General features: G+C 72.2%; 19 protein-coding genes, 1 pseudogene and 1 riboswitch. Of the genes and pseudogenes, 10 read left to right on the top strand and 10 right to left on the bottom strand.

Annotation, left to right across the window (positions count from 1 at the left end):
* Window positions 1-187 precede the first annotated feature (187 nt).
* The 4 genes from CFK39_RS06215 to CFK39_RS06200 all read right to left on the bottom strand — a co-directional run bounded on the left by CFK39_RS06215 (window position 188) and on the right by CFK39_RS06200 (window position 6921).
* Window positions 188-1771, bottom strand: coding sequence for an FAD-dependent oxidoreductase (locus CFK39_RS06215; RefSeq protein ID WP_089064734.1), 1584 nt, complete (start codon window positions 1769-1771; stop codon window positions 188-190).
* A gap of 107 nt (window positions 1772-1878) precedes the next feature.
* Window positions 1879-3363: an NAD-dependent succinate-semialdehyde dehydrogenase gene (locus CFK39_RS06210; protein ID WP_089064733.1), complete on the bottom strand. Its 1485-nt coding sequence runs from the start codon at window positions 3361-3363 to the stop codon at window positions 1879-1881.
* A gap of 45 nt (window positions 3364-3408) precedes the next feature.
* Window positions 3409-5343 (bottom strand): FAD-binding monooxygenase, encoded by a 1935-nt coding sequence (locus CFK39_RS06205; protein WP_089064732.1) that lies wholly within the window; start codon window positions 5341-5343, stop codon window positions 3409-3411.
* 153 nt (window positions 5344-5496) lie between these two features.
* Window positions 5497-6921, bottom strand: coding sequence for an MFS transporter (locus CFK39_RS06200; protein ID WP_089064731.1), 1425 nt, complete (start codon window positions 6919-6921; stop codon window positions 5497-5499).
* A gap of 102 nt (window positions 6922-7023) precedes the next feature.
* Between CFK39_RS06200 and CFK39_RS17440 the strand changes: the two are divergent.
* The 8 genes and pseudogenes from CFK39_RS17440 to CFK39_RS06165 form a co-directional block, all read left to right on the top strand.
* Window positions 7024-7701, top strand: a pseudogene (locus tag CFK39_RS17440) (fumarylacetoacetate hydrolase family protein); the annotation flags it as partial.
* A gap of 221 nt (window positions 7702-7922) precedes the next feature.
* A complete protein-coding gene (locus CFK39_RS17435) occupies window positions 7923-8618 on the top strand; it encodes an RraA family protein (protein WP_420836214.1) in 696 nt (231 codons plus the stop codon).
* On the top strand, window positions 8600-9307 hold the full coding sequence (locus CFK39_RS06190; protein WP_089064730.1) for a GntR family transcriptional regulator: 708 nt from the start codon (window positions 8600-8602) through the stop codon (window positions 9305-9307). Before CFK39_RS17435 ends, CFK39_RS06190 begins: the two co-directional genes overlap by 19 nt.
* Window positions 9308-9351: 44 nt before the next feature.
* On the top strand, window positions 9352-10863 hold the full coding sequence (hpaE, locus tag CFK39_RS06185) for a 5-carboxymethyl-2-hydroxymuconate semialdehyde dehydrogenase (protein WP_089064729.1): 1512 nt from the start codon (window positions 9352-9354) through the stop codon (window positions 10861-10863).
* 43 nt (window positions 10864-10906) lie between these two features.
* Entirely contained in the window at window positions 10907-12028 is a 1122-nt protein-coding gene (hpaD, locus tag CFK39_RS06180; RefSeq protein WP_089064728.1) for a 3,4-dihydroxyphenylacetate 2,3-dioxygenase, read from the top strand.
* Window positions 12029-12040: 12 nt separating this feature from the next.
* Window positions 12041-12829, top strand: a complete 789-nt coding sequence (gene hpaH, locus CFK39_RS06175) for a 2-oxo-hept-4-ene-1,7-dioate hydratase (RefSeq protein ID WP_089064727.1) — start codon at window positions 12041-12043, stop codon at window positions 12827-12829.
* Window positions 12814-13653: an HpcH/HpaI aldolase family protein gene (locus CFK39_RS06170; RefSeq protein ID WP_089064726.1), complete on the top strand. Its 840-nt coding sequence runs from the start codon at window positions 12814-12816 to the stop codon at window positions 13651-13653. The genes hpaH and CFK39_RS06170 overlap by 16 nt, the downstream gene beginning before the upstream one ends.
* 86 nt (window positions 13654-13739) lie before the next feature.
* Entirely contained in the window at window positions 13740-14492 is a 753-nt protein-coding gene (locus tag CFK39_RS06165; protein ID WP_089064725.1) for an alpha/beta hydrolase family protein, read from the top strand.
* A gap of 12 nt (window positions 14493-14504) precedes the next feature.
* Here the strand turns inward: CFK39_RS06165 and CFK39_RS16175 are convergent, their stop codons facing one another.
* The 6 genes from CFK39_RS16175 to CFK39_RS06140 all read right to left on the bottom strand — a co-directional run bounded on the left by CFK39_RS16175 (window position 14505) and on the right by CFK39_RS06140 (window position 21178).
* A complete protein-coding gene (locus tag CFK39_RS16175) occupies window positions 14505-16265 on the bottom strand; it encodes a hypothetical protein (RefSeq protein WP_157697083.1) in 1761 nt (586 codons plus the stop codon).
* Window positions 16266-16619: 354 nt separating this feature from the next.
* Window positions 16620-17330 carry a thiamine phosphate synthase gene (locus CFK39_RS06155; protein ID WP_089064723.1) on the bottom strand — a complete coding sequence of 237 codons (711 nt, stop codon included), beginning with the start codon at window positions 17328-17330 and terminating at the stop codon, window positions 16620-16622.
* Window positions 17327-18124, bottom strand: a complete 798-nt coding sequence (gene thiM / locus CFK39_RS06150) for a hydroxyethylthiazole kinase (protein WP_089064722.1) — start codon at window positions 18122-18124, stop codon at window positions 17327-17329. The genes CFK39_RS06155 and thiM overlap by 4 nt, the downstream gene beginning before the upstream one ends.
* Window positions 18121-19035 carry an MFS transporter gene (locus CFK39_RS06145; RefSeq protein ID WP_245822945.1) on the bottom strand — a complete coding sequence of 305 codons (915 nt, stop codon included), beginning with the start codon at window positions 19033-19035 and terminating at the stop codon, window positions 18121-18123. The genes thiM and CFK39_RS06145 overlap by 4 nt, the downstream gene beginning before the upstream one ends.
* Complete coding sequence (locus CFK39_RS16740) at window positions 19035-19499, bottom strand: MFS transporter (protein ID WP_245822944.1); 465 nt, start codon at window positions 19497-19499, stop codon at window positions 19035-19037. Before CFK39_RS16740 ends, CFK39_RS06145 begins: the two co-directional genes overlap by 1 nt.
* On the bottom strand, window positions 19496-21178 hold the full coding sequence (locus CFK39_RS06140; RefSeq protein ID WP_089064721.1) for a bifunctional hydroxymethylpyrimidine kinase/phosphomethylpyrimidine kinase: 1683 nt from the start codon (window positions 21176-21178) through the stop codon (window positions 19496-19498). Before CFK39_RS06140 ends, CFK39_RS16740 begins: the two co-directional genes overlap by 4 nt.
* A riboswitch (TPP riboswitch) is annotated at window positions 21169-21261 on the bottom strand. It overlaps the preceding gene by 10 nt.
* A gap of 89 nt (window positions 21262-21350) precedes the next feature.
* On the opposite strand from CFK39_RS06140, the gene CFK39_RS06135 reads away from it, so the two are divergent.
* Together CFK39_RS06135 and CFK39_RS06130 are read left to right on the top strand one after the other, a co-directional pair.
* Complete coding sequence (locus CFK39_RS06135; protein ID WP_089064720.1) at window positions 21351-22514, top strand: exonuclease SbcCD subunit D; 1164 nt, start codon at window positions 21351-21353, stop codon at window positions 22512-22514.
* Window positions 22511-25579, top strand: coding sequence for an AAA family ATPase (locus tag CFK39_RS06130; RefSeq protein ID WP_089064719.1), 3069 nt, complete (start codon window positions 22511-22513; stop codon window positions 25577-25579). The genes CFK39_RS06135 and CFK39_RS06130 overlap by 4 nt, the downstream gene beginning before the upstream one ends.
* Window positions 25580-25623 lie beyond the last annotated feature (44 nt).

The following is a 25623-nucleotide window of genomic DNA, read 5'->3' as shown; positions in this document are numbered from 1 at the left end:
CCGCCGCGACCAGTGCCATCTGTCATCTCCTCCCAAGGGAGGAGGCCGCGCCTTCGCCCGGTGAGTGGGCAGCTGCACCCACTGGCGCTCAGCCAGCACACGGCGCCCCTATGGACGGGTGCGTGCTGGCTGAGCGCCACCGGTCCACACACCGCAAGGCCCGCACCGCGGGACCCGCTCACGCCGCTCAGGTGCTCCGCAGCTCCCGCGGCAGCTCCTCGAGCAGCCGCAGCCACAGCTCGGAGACGGCGGGGAAGCTCGGCACCGCATGGCGCAGCACGTGCACCGGCACCTGGCCGACGATCGCGATGGTCGCGGCATGGATCATCTCGGAGGCCTCGGGACCCACGAACGTGGCGCCGACCAGGGTCCGTGCCGCCCGGTCGACCACCAGCTGGGCGGTGCCGGTGACGTCGTCGCGCAGCAGCGCGGAGCCGGCCGCCCCGCCGAAGGGCACCTGCGCCGTGACCACGTCATGGCCCGCCTCGCGGGCCTCCGCCTCGGTGAGCCCGACCGCGGTGACCTGGGGATCGGTGAACACCACCTGGGGGACCGGCACTCGCTCGGGCACCGGTTCGAGCGCCTCACCGGTCGCGCCGGCACGGATCGCCTGCCCGATCACTCGGGCCCGGTACTTGCCCCAGTGGGTCAGCGGCACGTCCCCGCTGGCGTCGCCCACCACCTGCAGCCACTTCGGCAACGGGGCACCGGTCGCATCATCGGAGACGGTGGTTTCCGCGCCGGTGACGTCCTGGGGAGTGAGGCCGACAGCCTCCAGCCCCACCTCCGCCAGCCGGGGCCGACGACCGGTCGCGGCGAGCACCTCGTCGGCGCTGACCTCGCGGCGCCCGCCGGCGTCCTCGACCTGCAGCGTGACCCGCCCGCCGTGGAGCCGGCCGAGCCCGGTGCTCCGGGCGTGCTCGCGCTCGCCGCTGAGGACCGAGGCTCCGAACTGGACGTCCACCCGGAGAGCGCGCAGGGCATCGCGCACGTGCGTGCCGGCGAAGGGCTCGAAGCCGGTCAGCAGGGAGGTGCCGCGCACCAGCAGGCGCACCCGGGAGCCGAGCCCCGCCATCCATGTCGCGGCCTCGACCGCAACCACCCCGCCGCCGACGATCACCAGCTCCTCCGGCACCTCGCGCACCCCGGTCACATCCCGGGAGGTCCACGGCGCCAGCTCCCTCAGCGGCCCAGGCACCACGGCCTCGGACCCAGTTGCCACCACCACCGCCCGACGGGCATGGATCCGGGTGGGGACGGCGGGGGCGCTCGGCGTGGACGAGGCCGCGGGCGCCCGGGTGGTGCCGTCGGCCAGGTCGGCGGGAGTGGGACCATCCGGTGCGGCGGCCGGCTCCACCAGCACCTCCCGCTCGCCGACGATCCGGCCGTGCCCGCGCACCACCTGCATGCCCGCGCCCTCGGCCCACTTCACCTGCCCGGCATCGTCGTAGTGGGAGACCCAGCTGTCGCGGCTGGCGAGCAGGGCCTCGCGGTCGACTTCCGGGGCGGTGATCCCCGGCAGGTGGGCGGCGGTGTCCGCGATGGCGAGGGGGCGCAGCAGCGCCTTGGACGGTATGCACGCGTAGTAGGAGCATTCGCCGCCCAGCAGCTCGGACTCGACGATCACCGCGGTGAGGTCGGTGCCCTCGATCGCGTACTGGGCGACGTTCTCACCGACCGGGCCGCCGCCGAGCACGACGACGTCGACGGTGAGGTCAGCGGGCTGAGGAGCGGGGGAGGAGGCGGACTTGGACGGAGCGTCGGTGGCCATATCCGCACGCTACGCCACCAGAAATCTGTTGTCAGTGAGCGCTGAACGCTGCAGAGGCGTTCAAAGCCCATATACGGCAGGTTTCCGGTGGCGGCGCCGGGGCCTGCTCAGAAGGGGTTCGGGGTCAGCGTGTACTTCGACTGCAGGTACTCGTGGATGCCCTCCGCGCCGCCCTCACGGCCCAGGCCCGACATCTTCCAGCCGCCGAACGGTGCCGCGGCGTTGGAGACCACGCCCATGTTCAGGCCCAGCATCCCGGCCTCCAGCAGCTCGATCATCCGCTGGCCCCGGGCGAGGTCCTGCGTATAGACGTAGGAGACCAGCCCGAACTCGGTGCCGTTCGCCAGGCGCACCGCCTCCTCCTCGGTGTCGAAGGGGACGATCGCGAGCACCGGCCCGAAGATCTCCTCGCGCAGCAGGGCGCTGCCCTCGGGGACGTCCGTGAGCACCGTCGCCTCGAAGAAGGTGCCGCGACCGTCGACCTTCTTCCCGCCCGTGACGAGCGTCGCGCCGCGCTCGACGGCGTCGGAGACCAGCGTGCCGGCCTTCTGGACCGCGTCCTCGTCGATCAGCGGGCCGATGGTCACACCCTCCTCGGTGCCGCGGCCCATGCCGAAGTCCTCGACCCGCTCGGTGACCCGGCGGGCGAACTCGTCAGCCAGGGAGCGGTGGACGATGAAGCGGTTCGCGGCGGTGCAGGCCTGGCCGATGTTGCGGAACTTCGCGAGCATCGCGCCCTCGACCGCGGCATCCAGGTCCGCGTCCTCGAAGATCACGAAGGGGGCATTGCCGCCCAGCTCCATCGAGGTGCGCAGCACGCCCGGCGCCGCCTGGGACAGCAGCTTCTGCCCCACCTCGGTGGAGCCGGTGAAGGAGAGCTTGCGCAGCCGCGGATCGGCGAGGATCGGCTCGGAGACGGCGCGGGAGGAGCGGGAGGTGACCACGTTGACCACGCCCGCGGGCAGCCCCGCCTCCTCCAGCAGCTTCACGAACGCGAGGGTGGTCAGCGGGGTCAGCTGCGCCGGCTTGATGACCACCGTGCAGCCGGCCGCGAGGGCCGGGGCGATCTTGCGGGTCGCCATCGCCAGCGGGAAGTTCCACGGGGTGATGAGGAAGCAGGGCCCCACCGGGTGCTGGGTGACGATCGCCCGCCCGGTGCCCTCGGGAACCGCGCCGTAGCGGCCCTGGACCCGCACCGCCTCCTCGCTGAACCAGCGCAGGAACTCGCCGCCGTACTTCACCTCGCCGCGGGACTCGGCCAGGGGCTTGCCCATCTCCAGCGTCATCAGCAGCGCGAACTCCTCGGCGCGCTCGGTGAGCAGGTCGAAGGCCCGCCGCAGCAGCTCGCCCCGCTCCCGGGCCGGGGTCCGGGCCCAGGCGGGGAAGGCCTCCGCCGCCGCGTCCATCGCGGCCTGCGCATCGGCGCTCGAGGCGGAGGCGATGGTGCGGATCACCTCGCCGGTGGCGGGGTCGCGGACCTCCAGGGTCTCCCCGCCCTCGGCGGCGCGCCAGCTCCCGTCGATGAACAGCTCCTGGGGGACTGCGGCCAGCAGCTCCTGCTCGCGCTGATCGGTCTCGCGCTTGTCAGTCATGGCTCTCCTCGCGGTGTCGTGCTCGGGTGGTGGTCGAGATGGTGCTCATGGCGCGGTCGCCCCGTCGGCCGGCAGCAGGTGCCCACGGAAGAACTCTGCCAGTCCTGCGGTGTCGGTCAAGGGGAAGATCCCGGCGACGTACTGGTCGGGACGCACCACCACCACGGCGCCGTCCCGCGAGATGCCGCGGGTGGCGAAGATGTCCACCGGATCGAAGAGCTCGGGGTCACGACGGTCGGTGGCGAAGACCCGCTCGTAGTCGGTGAGCTGGAACGGCCCGCTGCGCGAGCGGAAGATCTCCGGGGCGTCGGTGACCTCGAACTCGTGGTGTCCCTGCTGATAGATCACCTTGATGTCGAACAGTGCATCGAGGTCGGCGCCCGTCGGGGTGTGCACCGCGACGGGGGAGTCGAGCGCCTCCAGCATCCACTGCGCCCAGCGGCGCAGCGGGGAGTCGGCCGCCGATGGCGCGGCAGAGTCGGCGAAGGCGTAGATGCGCCAGCGGCCGTCGGCCCGCGCATGGTGCCCGAGGTGGAGGGGGTTGGCGTCGCTGACCCGCACCACCCGCTCGGACTTGAACCGCTTGCCGATCGGGTAGCCGGTGGCGAGCTCCTGGCCGACCCCTTCGCGGGTGATCATCGAGTCGGCGTACTCGGTCATGAAGCCGGCCGGGAACTCGCTGGTGCGCACGTAGTACTCGGCGACCTCGTCCGGGGAGCCGAGTTCCTCGGGCTTCTTGGCCATCAGCGAGGACCACTCGCGGTCGAAGTCGATGAGGTCCTTCGCGACCACCTGGCGCTCGGCGGAGTAGGTGTCCAGCAGCGAGGCGGGGCTGCGCCCGGTGAGCACCTGGCCCAGCTTCCAGGCCAGGTTGAAGCCGTCCTGCATGGACACGTTCATGCCTTGGCCCGCCTTGGCGGAGTGGGTGTGGCAGGCGTCGCCCGCGATGAACACCCGCGGGGTGCGGGTGCCGCGGTCCTCGGGCAGCACGTCGTCGAAGCGGTCGGTGAGCCGGTGGCCCACCTCGTAGATGCTGCTCCAGGCCACGTCCCGCACCTCGATCGTGTACGGGTGGAGGATCTCGTTGGCCTTCGCGACCACGGTCTCCATCGGGGTCTGACGCACCTGACCGCCGTCGTCCTCCGCGACCGTGCCGAGATCCACGTACAGCCGGATCAGGTAGCCGCCCTCGCGGGGGATCAGCAGGATGCTGCCGCCGTCGTGGGACTGGATCGCGCACTTGGTGCGGATGTCGGGGAAGTCCGTGTCGTACAGGACGTCCATGACGCCCCAGGCGTGCAGCGCCTTGTCACCCTTCATCGTGCAGCCCAGCGCCTTGCGCACCCGCGAGTGGGCGCCGTCGCAGCCGTAGACGTACTTCGCACGCACGGTCCGCTCGGCGCCCTCGTCCGGACCCGCGGTGCGGCGCAGGGTCACCGCGACCGGGTGCTCCGCGCCCTCGGTGACGGTGAGCTCGCCGGTGAACTCCCAGCCGTAGTCGGGTTCGATGCGGGCCGGGCCGCGCTGCGCGGCCTCGAGGTAGTAGTCCAGCACCCGTGCCTGGTTGACGATCAGATGCGGGAACTCGCTGACCCCGCGGACGTCGTCATCGGTGCGGGAGGTGCGGATGATGTTCTGCGGATTCTGCGGATCCGGGGCCCAGAAGTTCATCTCGGTGATCCGGTAGGCCTCGGCGGTGATCCGCTCGGCGAAGCCGAAGGCCTGGAAGGTCTCCACCGAGCGGGCCTGGATGCCGTCGGCCTGGCCGAGCTCGAGCCGGCCCGGCCGGCGCTCGATGATGCGGGTGTGGACGTCCGGGTACTGGGAGAGCTGCGCGGCGGCGATCACGCCGGCCGGTCCGGAGCCGACGATCAGCACGTCCATGGTGTCGGGGAGCTCAGCGGGCCGCTCCGTCCCGGTGCCGGCGGCCGCGGCGACCCGCGGCTCGGTCGAGAGGTACCCGTGGTGGTGGAACTGCATCGTTCTGCCTTTCCTGGAGCTGGAGAGTGACGTGGAGGGGGAGTGGGGCGGCGGTGCCGACACACCCTGCATGGGTCGTATACGACATCGGATTACCGAAGCGGTGCCGACGGGCGGTGGTGAGGGTCCCGTCGGCGCCGCTTCGGGGGCGGGTCACTCGAGCACGGGGACCGCGGTGGAGGTGCCGCGCAGCGGATTGACCCGCTGCTCGGCCTCGTGCTCGGGGCCCAGCGGGATCCCGCTGCGATCCCGCAGGACCAGGGTGGCGACCAGGCCGATGAGCACCATGCCCAGCAGGTAGATGGTCACGGATTCGGTCGAGCCGGTCGCGGAGACCAGTGCGGCCGCGATGGTGGGGGCGAAGGCGCCGCCGACGATCGAGCCCAGGGCGTAGGAGATCGAGACCCCGGAGAAGCGCACCGAGGCCGGGAACAGCTCGGTGTACAGCGCCGCCTGCGGGCCGTAGGTGAAGCCCAGCCCGATGCTGAGGAAGGCCAGCGCCACGAAGAGGGTGCCCAGGGAGGCCTGGTTGACCAGCGGGAACAGGGCCAGCACGCCGATGCCGAGCAGCGCCCAGCCCAGGATGTACGTGGTGCGGCGGCCCAGCCGGTCGCAGATCGCTCCGGCGGCGAGGGTCGAGAACAGCCAGAACACGGCCGAGGCGGTGACGATCCACAGCACCGGACCGGCCTCCATGGCGATCGGTCCGTCGGGGTCGGTGGTGTAGCGCTGGATGAACCCGCCGGTGGTCATGTAGCCCACGGCGTTGTTGCCGGCGAACACCAGTGCGGCGACGAGCACCACCAGGCCGTACTTCTGGAACAGCACGACGATCGGGGTCTTCGTCTCCTGCTTGCGCTCGGCGATCTCGGCGAAGACCGGGCTCTCCTCGACGTTGCGGCGCACGTAGTAGCCCACCCCGATCAGCACCACCGAGAGCAGGAAGGGCACCCGCCAGCCCCAGGCCAGGAAGGCCTCTCCCGGCGCGATCTGGGTCATCAGGGCCATCACGCCGGAGGCGGCCAGCAGCCCCAGCGGCACCCCGATCTGCGGTGCGGAGCCCATGATCCCGCGCTTGTTCGTGGGGGCGTGCTCGACGGAGAGCAGGGCGGCCCCGCCCCATTCGCCACCGGCGGAGATGCCCTGGATGCAGCGCAGGATCACCAGGATGATCGGCGCCGCCATGCCGATCGTGTCGTAGGTGGGCAGCAGGCCGATCAGGGCCGTGCCCGCGCCCATCATGATCAGCGTGATCATCAGGATCGCCTTGCGCCCGATCCTGTCGCCGTAGTGGCCGGCGAGGAAGGCGCCCAGCGGGCGGAACAGGAAGCTCACGCCCACGGTGGCGAAGCCGAGGATCACCGAGTTCTCGCCGAGCCCGGAGAAGAAGAGCTCTCCGAAGACGATGCCCACGGCGGAGGCGTAGATGAAGTAGTCGTACCACTCGACCGTGGTGCCGATGACGGTCGCCATGGTGACGCGGCGGCGCTCGGCGGCGGTGGTGGCGTGCTCGGTCGGGGACGCACTGCCGAGGCCGGCGGAGGGGGTGCCGGGTGGGCGGGAGTTGGTGCTCTGCATTGCTGTTCTCCAGGAACCTCAGACGACGATGTCTTGTGCGGTGCGGCTCGGCGGGAGCTCCGGTGGGGAGGGGCCTGTGCTGATCCCCGGGCCCTTGCCGCAATGTGGAACATCGTATACGCTTTCAAATATTCCGCAAGAGCAATGTCGCCAGCGAGGAGCATGATGACCCACCCTCTCGACCCCGCCGACCGTCGGTTCGCCGCCCTGCCGGAGAGCCCCGGGAAGATCATCGCGGTGCACCTGGCCTACGCTTCGCGCGCCGATCAGCGCGGCCGCCGCCCCGCCGCCCCCTCCTACTTCCTCAAGCCCGGCAGCTCCGTGGCGGGCACCGGAGGCACTCTCGAGCGCCCCGCCGGCACTGAGCTGCTCGCCTTCGAGGGCGAGATCGCGCTGGTGATCGGCACCCCCGCCCGCCACGTGAGCCTCGAGGAGGCCTGGGACCACGTGGGCTGGGTGACCGCCGCCAACGACTTCGGGGTCTACGACCTGCGCAAGAACGACAAGGGCTCGAACCTGCGCAACAAGGGGGTGGACGGCTTCACCCCGCTCGGGCCGGAGCTGCTCGATGCCCGCACGATCGACCCCGCCGCCCTGCGCGTGCGCACCTGGGTCGACGGCGAGCTCGCGCAGGACGACACGACGGACACCCTGCTGTTCCCGCTGGCCCAGTTCGTCGCCGACCTCTCCCAGCACCTCACCCTCGAGCGGGGCGACGTGATCCTCACCGGCACCCCGGCCGGCTCCTCCGTCGTCGGCCCCGGCGCTGTGGTGGAGGTCGAGGTCGACGCCCCCACCGCCCCCGGCGCCCCCACCTCGGGCCGGCTGCGCACCACGATCGCGCAGAGCCATGTGCCCTTCGACCCGGCGCTCGGTTCGCTGCCCGCGGTCGACGACACCCAGCGGGAGGAGGCCTGGGGATCCCGCGAGGCGGCGGGTCTGCCGCCGGTCGCGGGGAGGGCGCCGCCGATGCCACCGCTGCCGGCAGCCCCGAGCGCTTCGTGCTCAGCCCCGCTCAGCGGGAGAAGCTCGAGGCGGCCCCGGTCGCCGGGCTCAGCGCCGCCCTGCGCAATCGCGGCCTGCACCACTGCCTCCTGGACGGGCTCCGGCCGATGCATCCCGAGCGCAAGCTCGTCGGCACCGCGAAGACCCTCCGCTTCGTCCCCACCCGCGAGGACCTGTTCGCCTCCCACGGCGGCGGGTTCAACATGCAGAAGCAGGTCTTCGACAGCGTCGGCGAGGGCGAGGTCATCGTCATCGAGGCCCGGGGCGACGCCGGCGCCGGCACCCTCGGCGACATCCTCGCGCTGCGCGCCAGGCAGCGCGGCGCCGCCGGGGTCGTCACCGACGGCGCCATCCGCGACTACGAGGCGGTCGCCGAGATCGGCCTGACCGCCTTCTCCGCCGGGGCCCACCCCTCGGTGCTGGGCCGCAAGCACGTCCCCTGGGACAGCGACGTCGCCGTCGCCTGCGGCGGCGCGACCGTGCTGCCGGGCGATGTGATCGTCGGCGACTCCGACGGACTGGTCGTCATCCCCTCGGCCGTGCTCGACGAGATCGTCGAGGCGACCCTCGAGAACGAGGAGCGCGATGAGTGGATCGCCGCGCGCATCGCCGAGGGCGAGGCCATCGAGGGGCTGTTCCCGATGAACGAGGCATGGAAGGCGCGGTACGCGGCATGGCGACGCGAGCGCTGAGCGAGCGGCCCGCCGCCTCGGCGGTGAGCAAGTCGCAGCAGGCCTACGACTGGGTGCGGGAGCGGATCCTGCGCCAGGAGTTCACCCCGGGCTACCGCCTGGTGCTGTCTGCGATCGGGAAGGAGCTCGGCATGAGCGTGGTCCCGGTCCGCGAGGCGGTGCGCCGGCTCGAGGCCGAGGGGCTGGTGGTGTTCGAGCGCAACATCGGTGCCCGGGTCGGCATGATCGACCGCACCGGCTACGAGGAGGCGATGGACGCCCTGGCGGTCCTCGAATCCGCCGCGATCAGCCGGGCCGCCGCCCACCTCGACGCCGAGACCCTGCGCCGCGCCCGCGAGCTGAACGAGGTGATGCGGGGCAGCCTCGAGCACTTCGACGCGCACATGTTCACGGCGCTGAACCAGCAGTTCCACGCCCTGCTCTACCGCGCCTGCCCCAACCAGCACCTGGTCGACCTCACCGAGGCCGAATGGTCACGGCTCGGCCACCTGCGCGACTCCACCTTCACCTTCATCCCCGGCCGGGCCCCGGAGTCCGTCCGCGAGCACGAGCACATCCTCGACCTCATCGAGGCCGGGGCGACGCCGGACGGCGTCGAGCACGCCTGCCGCATGCACCGGGGCCGCACCCTGTCCGCCTACCTCGACCTGGGGGAGCCCGGCGCCCCGACCTCCCCGTCGGCCCCGTGACCCCGTCGGCACCCGAATATCCCACCCACCGCGCAAGGAGCATCATGGCCATCCCCACCGCCACCAAGCCCGCGAACCTGCCCGCGAAGATCCAGCACTTCATCGGCGGCGCGCACGTCGACTCCCTCGACGGCGACACCTTCGACGTGCTCGACCCCGTCTCCAATCAGCCCTATCTGAAAGCGGCTTCCGGCAAGGTCGCCGATATCGACGCTGCCGTCACGGCCGCGAAGGATGCCTTCGAGACCGGTCCCTGGCCGCACCTGCTGCCGCGGGAGCGCTCGCGGATCCTGAACCGGATCGCCGACGTCGTCGAGTCCCGCGGCGAGGAGCTCGCCGCGATGGAGTGCTTCGACACCGGGCTGCCGATCACCCAGGCGCTCGGCCAGGCACGCCGCGCCGCCGAGAACTTCCGCTTCTTCGCGGACCTGATCGTGGCCCAGCACGACGATGCCTTCAAGGTCCCCGGCCGGCAGGCCAACTACGTCAACCGCAAGCCGATCGGCGTCGCGGGCCTGATCACGCCGTGGAACACCCCGTTCATGCTCGAGTCCTGGAAGCTGGCGCCCGCGCTCGCCACCGGCAACACCCTGGTGCTCAAGCCCGCGGAGTTCACGCCGCTGTCGGCCTCGCTGTGGCCCGGCATCTTCGAGGAGGCCGGGGTCCCGGCGGGCGTGGTCAACATCGTCCACGGCTTCGGCGAGGAGGGGTATGCCGGCGACTCGCTGGTCAAGCATCCCGATGTCCCGCTGATCTCCTTCACCGGCGAATCCGGCACCGGGAAGCTGATCTTCGCCAACGCCGCACCCTGGCTGAAGGGCCTCTCGATGGAGCTGGGCGGGAAGTCCCCGGCCGTGGTCTTCGCCGATGCGGATCTGGACACCGCGATCGATGCGACCGTCTTCGGGGTCTTCTCCCTGAACGGTGAGCGCTGCACCGCCGGCTCGCGGATCCTCGTCGAGCGCAGCATCTACGACGAGTTCGTCGAGCGCTACTCCGCCCAGGCCGACCGCGTGAAGGTGGGCCTGCCCGAGGACCCGGCCACCGAGGTCGGCGCGATCGTGCATCCCGAGCACTACGAGAAGGTCATGAGCTACGTGGAGATCGGGAAGCAGGAGGCGCGCCTGACCGCCGGCGGCGGCCGCCCCGAGGAGTTCCCCGAGGGCAACTTCGTGCGGCCCACCGTCTTCGCCGACGTCGCGCCGGACGCGCGGATCTTCCAGGAGGAGATCTTCGGCCCGGTCGTGGCGATCACCCCCTTCGACTCCGACGAGGAGGCGCTCGAGCTCGCCAATGACACCAAGTACGGGCTCGCCGCCTACATCTGGACCAACGACCTCAAGCGCGCCCACAACTTCTCGCAGGGCGTCGAGGCCGGGATGGTCTGGCTGAACTCGAACAACGTGCGCGACCTGCGCACCCCCTTCGGCGGCGTGAAGGCCTCCGGGCTGGGTCACGAGGGCGGCTACCGCTCGATCGACTTCTACACCGACCAGCAGGCCGTGCACATCAACCTCGGCGAGGTCCACAACCCCGTCTTCGGCCAGGCCGACTGACCTCGCACCGCCCCACCCACTCCTGAGAGGCAAGGACGCCATCATGACCACCCCGTCGACCCCCACCGCCACCGACCGGATCCCCACCCCGAAGTCCCCGCCGCCGGACATCCTGCGCTGCGCCTACATGGAGCTCGTGGTCACCGACCTGGCCGTCTCCCGTGACTTCTACGTGGACGTGCTGGGCCTGGTCGTCACCGAGGAGGACGATTCCACCGTCTACCTGCGCAGCTTCGAGGAGTTCATCCACCACAACCTGGTGCTGCGCCAGGGGGACGTGGCTGCGGTCGCCGCCTTCTCCTACCGGGTCCGCTCCCCGCAGGAGCTGGACGTCGCCGTCGCCTTCTACGAGGAGCTGGGCTGCCGCGTCGAGCGCCGTGCGGAGGGCTTCACCAAGGGCATCGGCGACTCGGTGCGGGTCCAGGACCCGCTGGGCTTCCCCTACGAGTTCTTCTTCGACGTCCGGCACGTGGAGCGCCTCGCCTGGCGCTATGACCTGCAGGGCCCCGGGGCGCTGGTGCGCCTGGACCACTTCAACCAGGTCACCCCCGACGTGCCCAAGGCGGTCGCGTACATGGAGGACCTCGGCTTCCGGGTCACCGAGGACATCCAGGACCAGGCCGGCACCACCTACGCCGCCTGGATGCGGCGCAAGCCCACCGTGCACGACACCGCCATGACCGGCGGCGACGGCCCGCGGATGCACCACGTCGCCTTCGCCACCCACGAGAAGCACAACATCCTCGCCATCTGCGACAAGCTCGGCGCACTGCGCCGCAGCGACCACATCGAGCGCGGCCCCGGCCGTCACGGCGTCTCCAACGCCTTCTACCTCTACCTGCGCGACCCCGACGGCCACCGGGTCGAGATCTACACCCAGGACTACTACACCGGCGACCCCGACAACCCCGTCGTCACCTGGGACGTCCACGACAACCAGCGCCGCGACTGGTGGGGCACCCCGGTGGTCCCCTCCTGGTACACCGACGCCTCGCTGGTCCTGGACCTCGACGGCAACCCCCAGCCCGTCATCGCGCGCACCGACGCCTCGGAGATGGCCCAGACCATCGGGGCCGACGGCTTCTCCTACACCCGCGAGGGTGATCCGGCGGCGGAGCTGCCCGAATGGAAGCAGGGCGAGTACAAGCTGGGCCACCAGCTCTGAGAGGCTGAGGACATGACGCTCCCGGAGACCACCCTGGACGCCCTGGCGGACGAGCTCGCCGAGGCCGGACGCACCCGCACCCTGATCCCGCGGATCACGGCGCGCCACCCCGAGGCCACGATCGAGGACTCCTACGCGATCCAGGGCCGCTGGCGGGACCGCGAGCTCGCCCGCGGGCGCCGCCTCGTGGGCCGCAAGATCGGCCTCACCTCGAAGGCGATGCAGGCCGCGACCGGCATCACCGAACCGGACTACGGGGTCATGTTCGACGACACCGTGGTCGACACCGGCGCGGTGCTCGAGTTCGACCGCTTCACCAATGTGCGCATCGAGGTCGAGCTCGCCTTCGTGCTCTCGGCGCCGCTGGAGGGCCCGGGCTGCACGCTCTTCGACGTGCTGCGGGCGACGGAGTACGTCACCCCCGCCCTCGAGGTGCTCGACGCGCACGTCGAGCTCGAGGGCCGCACCATCGTGGACACCATCGCCGACAACGCCGCCTACGGGGCGATGGTGCTCGGCGGGAACCCGGTGCGACCGCACGATACGGACCTGCGCTGGGCCTCGGCGCTGCTGCACCGCAATGAGACCATCGAGGAGACCGGCGTCGCCGCCGGGGTGCTCGGCCACCCGGGCCGCGGCGTCGCCTGGCTCGCGAACAAGCTCGCCCAGCACGGCGAGCGGCTCGAGGCCGGGGAGATCATCCTCTCCGGCTCCTTCACCCGCCCGGTATGGATCGAGCGGGGGGACACCGTCCTGGCCGACTACGGAGAACTGGGGAGCATCTCATGCCGCTTCATCTGAAGCAGACCTTCCGCGAGGACCTCGCACAGCAGCGCGGGCCGGAAGAGCAGCGCGGGGCCGCGCAGGCCCGACCGCTGGCCGGGATGTGGCTGTGCAGCGGCAGCCCGGTGGCCGCCGAGATCGCCGCCGGCTCGGGCCTGGACTGGCTGCTGCTGGACATGGAGCACTCCCCGGTCACCCTGAGCTCGCTGCTCGCCCAGCTGCAGGCGATCGCCGCCTACCCGATCACCCCGATGGTGCGGATCCCCGTCGGGGACACCGTCATCATCAAGCAGGTGCTCGACCTCGGCGCCCAGAACCTGCTGGTGCCGATGGTCTCCACCGCCGAGCACGCCCGGTCGATGGTCGAGGCCGTGCACTACCCGCCGCGCGGGCGTCGCGGGGTGGGCTCGGCGCTGTCCCGCTCGGCGCGCTGGAACCGGGTCGAGGGCTATCTGGGCGATGCCGCCCAGCACGTGTCGCTGTTCGTGCAGATCGAGTCGGCCGAGGCGGTGGAGAACATCGAGGAGATCCTCGCGGTCGACGGGATCGACGGCATCTTCGTGGGCCCCTCCGACCTCTCCGCCTCGATGGGGCTGCTCGGCCAGCAGTCCCACCCCGACGTGGTCGCCGCCGTGCGCCACTGCGTCGCGGCGGCCGGAGCCGCAGGCATCCCCGCAGGGGTCAACGCCTTCGACCCCGACGTCGCCCGCGGCTACGCCGAGGACGGCGTCGACTTCCTGCTGGTCGGGGCCGACGTCTCGCTGCTCGCCCGCGGCTCGGAGGCGCTCGCGGCCCAGTGGGTGCCGACGGAGCAGGACGAGTCCGGTCGGGCGTCATACTGAGGTGCCGCTGAGGTGCCGGGCCCTCCCGGCGCTCCCGGCGCTGCGACGGCAGCGCGGATCGACTGCAGGAGAAGAGGTGCTGAGCGATGGCCGATGATGTCCGCTTCCCGAGCTCCGTGGGCCCCGACCTCGCGGGCGTGCTGGATGCACCCGAGGAGAGCGCCCGCGGGTGGGGAGTGCTGGTGCACGGGTTCACCCTGGGCAAGGACTCCCCGGCAGCGTTCCGGATCGCCCGCAGCCTGGCGGCGCACGGCATCGGCATGCTCCGCTTCGACTGTCTCGGGCTCGGTGAGTCCGAGGGGGAGTGGGGCGACGGATCCTTCACCGTGAAAGTGGACGACACGGTGCGCGCAGCGCAGTTCCTTGCCCAGCGCGGCACCCCTCCGACCCTCCTCATCGGTCATTCCTGGGGCGGGGCCGCGGCCATCGTCGCCGCTCAGCGGATCCCGAGCGTCAAGGCCGTGGTGACGATCGGTGCCCCTGCGGACCCGGCCGAGGTCGAGCGCCACTACGACTCCGTGGTCCACCGCGTGATGGACGAGGGGACCGCGCCCTGGCTGGTCGGCGGGCGCGAGATGACGCTGAAGCGGGACTTCGTCCAGGATGTGCGCGGAGCCGAGCTGATCGCCCGGGTGCACACGCTGGAGCGGCCGCTGCTGGTCATGCACTCCCCGACCGACGCGACGGTGAGCATCGACAATGCGAGCGAGATCTTCCGTGCCGCCGTGCACCCCCGCAGCTTCATCGCCCTCGAAGGCTCCGATCACCTCCTCACCGCCGACGGGCAGGCCGACCGCGCCGCCCGGATCATCAGCGCCTGGGCGGATCAGTACCTGTAGCCGCCTCGCGGATCACCACGCAGATCGCCGTGCGGTTCGCCGCGCCTCGCACTCTTGTCTCCTCGCCGTGTGGTTCGCCGTGCCTCGCACCCCTATCTTTCCGCCGCGACCTGTGCATTGTGGATAACCATTCTGTGTGGAGGAAAGAACGTCTCTGAGGCCTTGTCGAGAGCCTTTGTGCATGACGCAGTCCCTGTTATCCACAATCGGCGCCATCTCTTTCGACTGTCGGGGTATCTCGCTAAAATCGAGGTATCGGACGGGCGAAGGAGCCCGTCGTCCATGGTCCGTTCGGACGGTGGGCCCGCGAGTGGTTGTCGGGAGGTGGCGGGGCGTGAGCGCGATCGAGGAGCAGCCGCCGCCGTTCGACGCGGGCGATCGCGACGAGGCTGCCGAGGCGGCGTTCCTCGCCTCCCTGCCCCCGCATCTGCGGGACGTCACCGCGCGCCGGGAACTCACCCGCAGCAGCCTTCCCTGCGCGGCCACAGCATGGACAATCCCCAGCTCAGCGCCGCGACCCAGCGTGTGTGGGATGTGGAGAAGCAGGAGGCCCGCTGCCTGGCCGAGAAGCATCGCGCCCTGGCCGAGCTCTACGACCATGACGGGGAGTACGAGGAGGCCGCCGAGGTCGAAGCCGTCGATGCCACCCGTGCCGGTCTCGCCCTGCGGGTAACCACCGGTGCCGCCCGCTGGCATCTCCGTGATGCCTATCAGGCCGTGCACCTGTTCCCTCGCTGCCTCGCTGCGCTGGAGTCCGGGGCCCTGCCGTCCACCTGGTTCCAGAAGATGCTGAAATCCTCGCGATCGTTGACGGATGATTCTCGCAAGGATCTGGATATCGCCGTTGCCGCCTGGTCCCCGGATATCAGTCCGGAACGTTTCTTCACCCTGTTGAAGAAGCTCCTCGCCCTGCTCCAGCAGCGAGAGGATCGCCCGGATCCCCTCGACAGTCTCACCCGCAGCGTCGAGCTGTTGCCGAGTATCGAGCCCGGGATGGGGACCATGCAGATCAGCGGTCCGATCCCCGTCATCCTCGCGCAGTGGAAGCAGGTGGACGAGTCCGCCCGGGCGGTCCAGACCGCCCAGCGCACCGCACTGCGCGAGGGCACCCCGATTCCGCACGACCCGGACGGACTCGTCCTGGCCTCGGGGAAGGCCACGCCCCTGACCGAGCTGCGCTTCGCGCTGATGAGCTCGGCGGCGCTGGACCTCGATGGGGTCTCCGTCCCTACCGGAAGGTTCCGGCTGAACATCACGGTCCCCGCCCTCACCCTCCTCGGTGCCTCGGATGAACCGGGCAACCTCGAGGGCACCATCCCGCTGCCGCCGTCGATAGCCCGCTCCCTCGCCGGCAGCAGCGAGGCCTGGTACCGCGTGCTCACCGATCCCACCAGCGGTGCTTTCCTGCCGCTGCCTGCCCAGAAGTACCAGCCCTCCGCGGCGATGCTCGAACATCTCCGGCTGCGCAACAGCATGTGCGCGGTGCCGGGATGCACCCGGCTCACCTCTTGGGCCTCTGAGTGCGATCACATCGAGGAATGCCGGCGCGGCAGCGCCGATGCGGGAGCCCTCACCGAGATCGAGAACCTCCACCTGCTGTGCTGGCAGCATCATCTGGACAAGACAGCCGGCCTGCTGGATCCCACCCGGCTCCCGACTGCCGTCACCGAGCCCGGCCGCACCCGCTGGGCCGTCGGCCGTGACGGCGACATCGTCACCGTGATCGACGATCTCGACACCGCGAGCCTCCAGATCGTCGAGGACCTCGAACACGCCTGGACCTGCTACCTGCGCGGCACCCACGCCGGGGATCCGGTCACCGAGCCAGTCACAGAACCGGTGCCGGCAGAGCGCGAATCAGCAGACCTCGAAGCAGCCGGACCCGAACCCCCTGGCCCCAGCGACCCAGGTCAGGTGCCCACTCCCGAAGAACCGACGGAGCTCACAGGGAAGCCGCTGCCCGAGTACTTCTGCTGGGAACCACCCTTGCTGCGACGGGGATGCCCTCGCCCACCGAAGGAGCCGGAGAATCCCCGGAACCCTGGAAAGATCTGGGCCCGCCACCCTTCTGACTGGACCGTCCTTGCTCCTCGCCGGACCCGGCGCACCGTCGTGTGCTCCAGGGCCTCAGCCCGCGGCGAGGCCGGCGAGCACCTCGCGCACCGCCGCAGCCGGATCCGCGGCGCCCATGACCGCCCGGACCACCGCCACCCCCGCCACCCCGGTGCACGCGAGCGGAGCGGCATCAGCGGGCGTGACGTCACCGATCGCCACGATCGGCAGCGACGAGGCCGCGACCAGCGGTGCATACCCCTCGACCCCCAGCGGAGGACGGCCGGACTCCTTCGTGGGCGTGCGCCGGAACGGGCCGGCACCCAGGTAGTCGACCTGGTCGCGCACTACCTCGGCCGCGCGGACCAGCTCGAGCGTCCCCGTGGTCAGCCCGATGATCGCCTCCGGCCCCAGCAGCCCTCGCGCATCGGCCACCGGCAGATCGTCCTGACCCAGATGCACGCCGTGCACCGCCGCCCCGCGCTGCCGGGCGACGGCCGCGACGTCGGCCCGGTCATCGACCAGCACCCGCGTCCCCGGATTCGCGGTGTGGACCGCCCCGGCCACGGCGAGGACCAGCTTCAGCAGCTCCGCCGCCGTGGCCTCCTTCGCCCGCACCTGCACCACCCCGGCCCCGGCGGACGCCGCCGCGGCCGCGACCTCGACGGTCCGCCGCCCGGTCCCCGAGGTGACGAGATAGCAGCGCAGATCGAGGCCCGGGAGAGGACCGCCCTGAGTGCCGATGGGCTGCACGGGCTGCGTGATGTGCGTGGGCTGTGTATTCATCGTCCTACCTCATCGAGTGCGTCCAATAGATGCATGCGGAAGCTGCCCGGGCCGGTGGCCCGCTCGGCGGCGAGCTCCCCGGCCAGGTCGAGCCAGACGGTCGCGGCCACCGCGGCCTCGAACGGATCGGGATGCACGGCGGTGCAGGCCGCCGTCAGCGCCCCCAGCAGGCAGCCGGTGCCCGTGACCCGTGTCAGCAGCGCGGTGCCGCGCGCCACCCGCAGGCTGCGCGCGGAATCCAGCACGAGGTCCACCTCCCCGGAGACCGAGACCGCTCCGCCGGTCCGCGCCGCCACCTGCCGGGCGGCGTCCTCGACAGCATCGCCGGCGCGACCGCTCGCGGGGGAAGCGTCCGGGCCACGCCCGCCCCGTCCCACCCCGGTCAGGGCAAGGATCTCGGAGGCGTTGCCGCGCACCACGGCGGGCCGGGAGTCCAGCAGCTGCCGGGCGAGCGGAGTGCGGACGGGGGCGATCCCGATCGCGGTGGGGTCGAGCACCCAGGGGCGTCCCTCCCGCACCGCCACCTCGACCGTGGCCGGGATCCCGTCCATGGCGTCGGTGCTGAGCGTGCCGAGGTTGATCGACAGGGCCTCGGCGAGGGTGGTCACCACCGGGGCCTCGGCTGCGGTCTCGGTCATCATCGGCCGGGCCCCGGCGGCCAGCAGGCCATCGGCGACCAGCGACATCGAGACGGTCGCAGTGAGGCAGTGCACCAGCGGCGCCCGCTCGCGCACCGCGGCCAGGACCGGGGCGACCGGGCCCAGATCCGGGTCGGTGCCGGGCCGGGCGGTCATTGGAGGCTCCCGGTGGCCACGGTGTCGAGGTCCGCGTCCAGCTCACGCGGTCGCAGGCGCGGTCCGCGCGCGGCACCGATCACCAGCAGCAGACCGCCGAGCACGATCAGGGCCAGGACGGTGCCGTGACGGCCCAGCACCGGCTCCAGCGCGGGCACATAGAAGGGGTAGAGCGCCGGCAGCACCAACGACAGGCTGTACCCGGCGCCGTACCCGGTCGAGCGGATCGAGGTGGGGAAGCGCTCGGAGAGATAGGCGGCGATCGGCCCGTAGGCGGCGACGGTGGCGATCTGCAGCAGCGCGGCGCAGGCGGCGGCCATCGCCAGCGTGGGGGAGGTGACCGCGAGCCACCACAGCAGCGGTCCCGTCACCGTCGCGGCCGCTCCCCAGATCATCAGCAGCCGGCGCCGCCCCACCAGGGTGGACAGGTGCCCGGCCAGCGCCATCGCCACCGCCTGCGCCACCGAGGCCAGCCCCATGACGATGGGCACCGCGATCGGCTCCAGCGGAGCATCGGTGGACAGCCGCTCGGTGAGCAGCAGCACGGTGGTGTAGGTCAGCAGCCACAGCCCCGTCATCATCGCGAACACCTGCCAGAACGCGCGCGACCAGGAACCGGTGAGCAGGCTGCGCAGGGTCGGGGCCGGTGCGGGCGCGGGCACGGGCGCAGGCGCGGTGCCCGGGCCGGTCGCGGGAAGTGCCTCCTGCTGCTGCGTGAACAGCGGGGCATCGCTCACCTGCCGGCGGTAGTACAGCAGCATGCCCACGGAGAGCAGAGCCCCGGCCGCGAACAGCACCCGCCACCCCCAGGCCGCGTACTGCTGCGGCCCGAGCAGCGTCAGAAGCATGGCGACGGCGAAGGCCACCGCCGCCTGCGCCCAAGGGGCCATCGACAGGATCAGCCCGCTCATCAGCCCGCGCCGACGCGGCGCCGACCATTCCATCGCCAGCGGGATCGCGGCCGAGTACTCCCGGCCACGAAGATGCCGCCGAGGAAGCGCAGCAGCAGGATCAGCGTCACCGTCCCGATGCCCAGCAGCTGATGGGTGGGGACCAGGGCGATCGCCAGCGCACATGCGGCCGTGCCGCCGATCGCGATCCGCGTGGTGCGGGTGCGGCCGAGGCGGTCCGAGATCCGGCCGAACACGACCCCGCCGACGGGACGGCCCATGAGCATCGCGATGATGATCAGCGCCCCGGTGGAGGCGGTCGCACCGGGCCCTGCGAGCACCAGCATCGCGGGGGCGAGGGCCGTCACGGGCAGGAACACATGGATGTTGTCGATGAAGTTGCCGACCACCCCGGCCCGCAGGGCGGCTCGCCCCGCCGGGGGCAGCTGCTGGGGTTCGGTGAGCGTCGAGGCGGCAGCGGTCATCGGGTCGCCCCGCTGAGAACGGCCTCCGCCTGGGCGGCGTGCGGCTCGAGCCGACGGGCCTGCTCGAAGAACTCCAGCTCGTGGCGGCACGCCAGGAGGAACGCTCGCGTCGCCGCGGCCCGCTGGGCGGGGGTGGCCGCAGCGACCTCCCGCTCGACCTCGCCCAGCGCCCCCTGCACGCCCTCGACGAACCCGGGATCGCGATAGGTCTCCAACCAGGCGGCGTACGGATGGCCCGGCGCGATCTCGGCCAGATCACCGCCCACCTGCGCGTAGAGCCAGAAGCACGGCAGCACCGCGGCGGCCGTCACCGGGGCGGCGGAGCCGAGCGCATGGGCGAGCAGGAAGTCGGTGTACGCGCTGGTCACCGGGCTGATGGCGGTGCCATCCTCGGCCGGTTCCGCGGAGAGCCACGAACGATGCAGCTCCGCCTCGACCGTCAGACAGGTCCGGGGGGACTCCGCCCAGAACGTGCGGCCCGAGGCGGTGGTGGACGCCTCCGCGAGGGCGGCCAGGGCGCGGGAGTAGCGGGCGAGGTAGAGCGCATCCTGGGCGAGATAGAACTCGAAGGCCGGGCCGGTCAGGCTCCCCTCCACCAGCGCCCGGACGAATCCGGAGCCCGCCACCTGCGCAGCCAGGGAGGAGCCGGCGGCCCAGAGCGCGGCGGTCCACGGGCCGGCGGGGGCGACGACCGGGAGCACCGGGGCGGTCCCGGCCTCCGTCCCGGCAGCTCCCGCGCAGGCATCGATCAGGTCCTCGGGCGTCTCGAGCCGGGCGGGGACCTCGCCCACCCGCAGCCAGGGCGCGGCGGAACCGGCCGCTGCCAGCCGTCGGCCCTGGTGGGCGTGGTCAACGGGGCCGTGCCCCGTCCCGACGTGCAGCGCCCCGCCGTGCACGATCGCCTCATGCAGCCACTGGGTCGCCCAGGCCAGGGCCGCGGCGGGGCTGTGACCGGCCCCGAGGCGGGTGGCGAGGGCGGAGGCGAGGGAGCAGCCGGTGCCGTGCGTGCTCGTGGTCTCCACCCGGGCCGAGCTCGCCCGGTGCTGCGCGCCGTCGGCCTCCACCCAGGTGTTGCTCACCTCGCGGTCCTCGAGGTGACCCGTCTTGACGACGACGGCGACCCCGGTCTCCGCCGCCCAGCGGCCGGCCTGCGCGAGCGCCTCCCCTTCGCTCCTCGCGCGCGGCGCACCGGTGAGCACCGCGAGCTCGTCGATGTTGGGGGTGACCACGCTCGCGCGACGGCAGAAGCGGATCATCGCCTGCTCGGCCGCGGGTTCCAGGAGGCGATGCCCGCTGGTGGCGACCATCACCGGGTCCACCACGAGCACCCGCGGTGGGTGCGCGTCGAGCCAGGCCGCGACCGTCTCGATGACCTCGACGGTGCCGAGCATGCCGGTCTTGACGGCCTCGAGGGTGACGTCATCGCTGACCGCGGCCAGTTGGGCGGCGAGGAACTCGGCCGGCGGCACATGGATGTCGCGCACGCCGTGGGTGTTCTGGGCGACCACCGCGGTGACGACGGCCATGCCGAACCCGCCCGCGGCGGTGATCGACTTGAGATCCGCGGCGGTGCCGGCGCCGCCGGTGGGGTCCGTCCCCGCGATCGAGACCACGCGCGGCACCGTCGGCCGGACGGGGAGGAGGGCAGAGGGGGACTGGGTGCAAGGATCCGAACTCATGCGGACATCCCTTCGCTAGTACGAACTAGATCAGGTTCCACGGGTGTCATCTCAGCGCGTCTCACGCACCCCGTGTCCGCCGACCACCCTAGAGCACGAGCTCGCAGCGGGGCCCGCCGTCCACGACGGTGAGACGTCACCGGCTGTCGGCCCCCGCTCGTAGGCTCAGGGCATGAAGATCCTGCACACCTCGGACTGGCACCTGGGCCGCACCCTGCACAAGGTCGACCTGCATGCCCACCAGGCCGCCTTCCTCGACTGGCTGGTCGCGCTGGTCGAGACCGAGCGGGTCGACGTGGTCGTCATCCCCGGCGACGTCTACGACCGCGCCGTGCCCGCCGTGTCCAGCGTGACCCTGCTGGACAGCGCCCTGGCGCGCCTGGCCGACACCGGCGCCACCGTGGTGCTGACCTCCGGGAACCATGACTCCCCGGAGCGGCTCGGCTTCGGCCGTTCCCTGATGCGCGCCGGCATCCACCTGCTCACCGACGTTCCCGGCATCGAACACCCCGTCTCCGTGGCCGATGAGCACGGCGAGGTGCTCTTCTTCGGCCTGCCCTACCTCGAACCCGACCGGGCCCGCACCGAGCTGGTCGCGGAGGGGGAGCCGCCGCTGGCTCGCAGCCACGAGGCCGTCACCCGCGCCGCGCTGGAGCGTGTGCATGAGCGCGCCGCCGCGCATCCGGGAGCGCGCACCGTCGTCCTCGCCCACACCTTCGTCACCGGCGGCGATGCCAGCGACTCCGAGCGGGACCTCTCCGTCGGCGGCGTCGACTCGGTGCCCGCCGGTGTGCTGGGAGGCCTCGACTACCTGGCGCTGGGCCACCTGCACGGCTGCCAGGACCTCACCCGCCTCGTCGGCGCCCCCGCCTGGTACTCCGGCTCGCCGCTGGCCTTCTCCTTCTCCGAGAAGAACCACCGCAAGTCGGTGCTGCTGGTCGAGCTCGGCGCCCCCGGGACCGCGGCAGAGGTCCGACGGATCCACACCCCGGTGCCGCGCCCGCTCACCGAGCTGCGCGGCTCCCTCGAGGAGATCCTCGCCCGCGCCCCCGAGCACGGCGGCGACTGGATCAAGGCCGTCGTCACCGACCCGGCCCGCCCCGCCCACCTGCAGGAACAGCTGCGCGAGGCCTTCCCGCAACTGCTGCTGACCGAATACGCGCCCGAGGGGCGGGAGGCGAGAGCGGGCACCCCGGTGGTGCGGCGGGAGCAGAATCCGTTGGACGTGATGGACGACTTCCTCGCCCACGTCACCGGCGCGGCTCCCACCGCCGCCGAGCACGAGGTCCTGGACCGCGCCTATACCGCGGTGCGCCGCCAGCAGGAGGCCTCGTGAAGCTTCACCACCTGCGCCTGACCGGGATCGGCCCCTTCGCCGGCACCGTGCAGATCGACCTCGCCGCTCTCGGCGCGAGCGGCATGTTCCTGCTCGAGGGCCCCACCGGCTCCGGCAAGTCCACGATCCTCGATGCCATCGTCTACGCCCTGTACGGGCAGGTCGCCGGCAGCGTCAGCAGCGGCGACCGGATCCGTTCGCAGTTCGCGCCGCCCACCGAGGCGAGCGTGGTGGACCTGGTGTTCGAGACCGCCTCCGGCATCTTCCGGGTGCGCCGCCAACCCGAGTTCCACCGCCCCAAACTGCGTGGCACCGGCACCACGAAGGAGCAGGCCAAGGCCGTGCTCTGGCGGATCGGCTCCCCGCAGCTGATCGAGGACGTCATCGCCGACACCGCAGGCGGGGGCAGCGGCGTCGAAGCGATCGCCGCCCGGATCGACGAAGTGGGCCGCGAGATCCAGCGCGCCGTGGGACTGACCCGCGAGCAGTTCACGCAGACCGTCCTGCTGCCGCAGAACGAGTTCGCCCGCTTCCTGCGCGCCGGCACCGGGGAACGCCAGACGGTGCTGCAGCGCGTGTTCGGCACCGAGACCTACGCCGCCGTCGAGAAGCAGCTCGAGGAGATGCGCAAGCAGGCCAGGCGCGAGGTCGACGCCGCCCAGCAGACCCTCGGCACCGCGCTGGCCCGCTTCACCGAAGCCGCCGCTCTGGAGGAGGAACCGGTCGGCGTGCTCGAGGAGCACGCCGCTGCACTGCGCCTGGAGCCGCTGGCCGGGCTCGCCGAGGAGCACCTCGCGGCGGTGACCGCCCGGGCCGACGAGGCCGGTGGCGCGGCGGAGCAGGCCGGGACCGCCGAACAGGCCGCCCGCACCGCGGCCGAGGCCGCGACCACCGCCCGCACGCGCATCGACCGCCGGCGGGAGCTCGACGAGCTCGCCGATCGGCTCGAGAAGGAGAAGACCGCCCTCGAGAGCGCGCAGACCGCCCTGCAGCGCGACGAGACCGCTCGCCCCGTCGTCGAGGTGCTGCGTCGCCGCGACGGCGCCACCACGAAGGCCGCCACCGTGGTCGAGGCCCTCGCACAGCTCGCGAGCACCACCGCGGAGCGGCAGAAGTCGGTGGTGGACCTGCTGGAGGAGGAGGACGCTGCTGCCCAGCTGGCCGCAACGGCCGACGAGGCCACGACCGCCGCCGGCACGCTGAAGGACCTCGTCGAGCTCGAGGCCGGGCTGCCCGCGCGGGAGCAGCAGCTCGCCGGGCGACGCGAGCAGCTCACCGCGTCGACGACCGCCCTCGCCGCGCTCACCGAGCAGCTCGAGGCACGGCCGACCCGACGCACCGAGCAGGTCACCGCCCGGGATGCCGCGCGCAAGGATGCCGCCGCTCTCGGTGACGCCCGGCTCGCGCTGCGCACCGCCGAGGAGCGCCAACAGGCCACCACCGCTGCCGCGGCCCAGCAGAAACAGGTCGAGACCGCCCGCGAACAGGCCGCAGCCAGCCTGCGCACCGCGCAGGAACGGGCGGCGACGGAGAACCAGCTGCGCCGCCGCCGCTTCGCCGGGATCGCCGCCGAGCTCGCCGTCGACCTCGAGGCCGGGGACGCCTGCCCCGTCTGCGGCGCGCTCGAGCATCCGCACCCGGCGAGCACCGCCGAGGACGCCGTCGGCCCCGAGCAGGTCGAGGCCGCGGAGGAGGAGCGCCGGGCCGCCGAGGCCGCGCACTCCCGCGCTGAGCAGCAGCACGCCCTGGCGGGCCAGGAGCTCGCCCGGCTCCACGAGGCCGCCGGAGACCTCACCCCCGAGACCGCGACGACCGCCGTCGAGGCGGTGAAGACGCAGGTCACTGCCGCCCGCACGGCCGAGAAGGAGGCCGCAGAGCTCGAGACCGCGCTGACCGCCTTCGACGAGGAGACCGAGCGCCTCACCCGGCGCAGGGAGGCCGATGCTCTCGGCGTCGAGCGCGAACGCACCGCGATCGCCGCCGCGGCCGAGGCACTGGAGACCGACCGCAGCAGGATCGCCGAGGCTCGCGGGGAGGACGACTCCATCGCCGACCGCCGCCGCGCCCACCTCGCCCGCGCCCGGGCCGCGACCGCCCTGCGGGAGGCGCTGCGCAGCCGGACCGAGGCCGAGCAGCGGGTGGCGGAGCTCGTCGAGGAGGCGGAGACGTCCCTGGCTGCCAGCGGGCTCGCCACCGTCGAGGCGGTCCGTGCCGCCGTCCTCGCCGCCGAGGAGCGCGGGCGGCTGCAGAAGCTCGTCCAGACCCGCGCGGTCGACGAGTCCCGGCTCGCCGACGGCCTGGCCGAGGAGGGCATCGCCGAGGTCGTCGCGACGCCGGAGGCCCGGGAGCAGGCGGAGGCCGTAGTGGTCGCGACCGCCGAGAAGCTCAAAGCCGCCCGTGCCGCGGTGCAGGAGGCCGCCGGTATCGCCGCCCGGCTGCGGGGCATCGCTGAACGCGCCGCCGCCGCCCGGACCGCACTGCGGACCGCATCGGCCCAGGTGCGCAGCGTCAGCGAGGACGCGGGCATCACCGTGCGCGTCGCCGACCTCGCCACCGGCCGCTCGAGCGACGGGGAGCGGGTGCAGCTGTCCACCTACGTGCTGATGTGGCGGCTCGACGCCGTCATCGAGGCGGCGAACGTGCGCCTGGCCCTGTTCTCCGGCTCCGACCTCGAGCTGCTGCGCGACACCGGTGCCCGCGGCGCGAGGAAGACCGGCCTGGACCTGCTGGTGCTGGACCGCCGCACCGACCAGGTGCGCGTGCCCGAGACCCTCTCCGGCGGCGAGACCTTCTTCGTCTCCCTCGCGCTCGCCCTCGGCCTCGCCGACATCGTCATGGGCGAGGCCGGGGGAGTGCAGATGGAGACCCTCTTCATCGACGAGGGCTTCGGCTCGCTGGACCCCGAGACGCTCGAGACCGTGGTCCGCGAGATCGGACGGCTCGCCGAGAGCGGCCGCGTGATCGGGATCGTCAGCCACGTCGGCGACATGAAAGCGCAGATCGCCGAGCAGATCCACGTGCGCCGCGGCGCCGACGCCCGCTCCACCCTGACCGTCACCGCGTGAACACGTCTGCCCGTCCAGCGAAGCCCCGTAGGGTCTACGCCTGG

Source organism: Brachybacterium avium (assembly GCF_002216795.1).
GTDB classification, from domain to species: domain Bacteria; phylum Actinomycetota; class Actinomycetes; order Actinomycetales; family Dermabacteraceae; genus Brachybacterium; species Brachybacterium avium.
This window is presented reverse-complemented; position numbering and strand designations above follow the sequence as displayed.

Coding starts and splice junctions, on each gene's coding strand:
- CFK39_RS06215 (WP_089064734.1), bottom strand. CDS start 1,771: ATGGCCACCGACGCTCCGTCCAAGTCCGCCTCCTCCCCCGCTCCTCAG.
- CFK39_RS06210 (WP_089064733.1), bottom strand. CDS start 3,363: ATGACTGACAAGCGCGAGACCGATCAGCGCGAGCAGGAGCTGCTGGCC.
- CFK39_RS06205 (WP_089064732.1), bottom strand. CDS start 5,343: ATGCAGTTCCACCACCACGGGTACCTCTCGACCGAGCCGCGGGTCGCC.
- CFK39_RS06200 (WP_089064731.1), bottom strand. CDS start 6,921: ATGCAGAGCACCAACTCCCGCCCACCCGGCACCCCCTCCGCCGGCCTC.
- CFK39_RS06190 (WP_089064730.1), top strand. CDS start 8,600: ATGGCGACGCGAGCGCTGAGCGAGCGGCCCGCCGCCTCGGCGGTGAGC.
- hpaE (WP_089064729.1), top strand. CDS start 9,352: ATGGCCATCCCCACCGCCACCAAGCCCGCGAACCTGCCCGCGAAGATC.
- hpaD (WP_089064728.1), top strand. CDS start 10,907: ATGACCACCCCGTCGACCCCCACCGCCACCGACCGGATCCCCACCCCG.
- hpaH (WP_089064727.1), top strand. CDS start 12,041: ATGACGCTCCCGGAGACCACCCTGGACGCCCTGGCGGACGAGCTCGCC.
- CFK39_RS06170 (WP_089064726.1), top strand. CDS start 12,814: ATGCCGCTTCATCTGAAGCAGACCTTCCGCGAGGACCTCGCACAGCAG.
- CFK39_RS06165 (WP_089064725.1), top strand. CDS start 13,740: ATGGCCGATGATGTCCGCTTCCCGAGCTCCGTGGGCCCCGACCTCGCG.
- CFK39_RS06155 (WP_089064723.1), bottom strand. CDS start 17,330: ATGAATACACAGCCCACGCACATCACGCAGCCCGTGCAGCCCATCGGC.
- thiM (WP_089064722.1), bottom strand. CDS start 18,124: ATGACCGCCCGGCCCGGCACCGACCCGGATCTGGGCCCGGTCGCCCCG.
- CFK39_RS06145 (WP_245822945.1), bottom strand. CDS start 19,035: ATGAGCGGGCTGATCCTGTCGATGGCCCCTTGGGCGCAGGCGGCGGTG.
- CFK39_RS16740 (WP_245822944.1), bottom strand. CDS start 19,499: ATGACCGCTGCCGCCTCGACGCTCACCGAACCCCAGCAGCTGCCCCCG.
- CFK39_RS06140 (WP_089064721.1), bottom strand. CDS start 21,178: ATGAGTTCGGATCCTTGCACCCAGTCCCCCTCTGCCCTCCTCCCCGTC.
- CFK39_RS06135 (WP_089064720.1), top strand. CDS start 21,351: ATGAAGATCCTGCACACCTCGGACTGGCACCTGGGCCGCACCCTGCAC.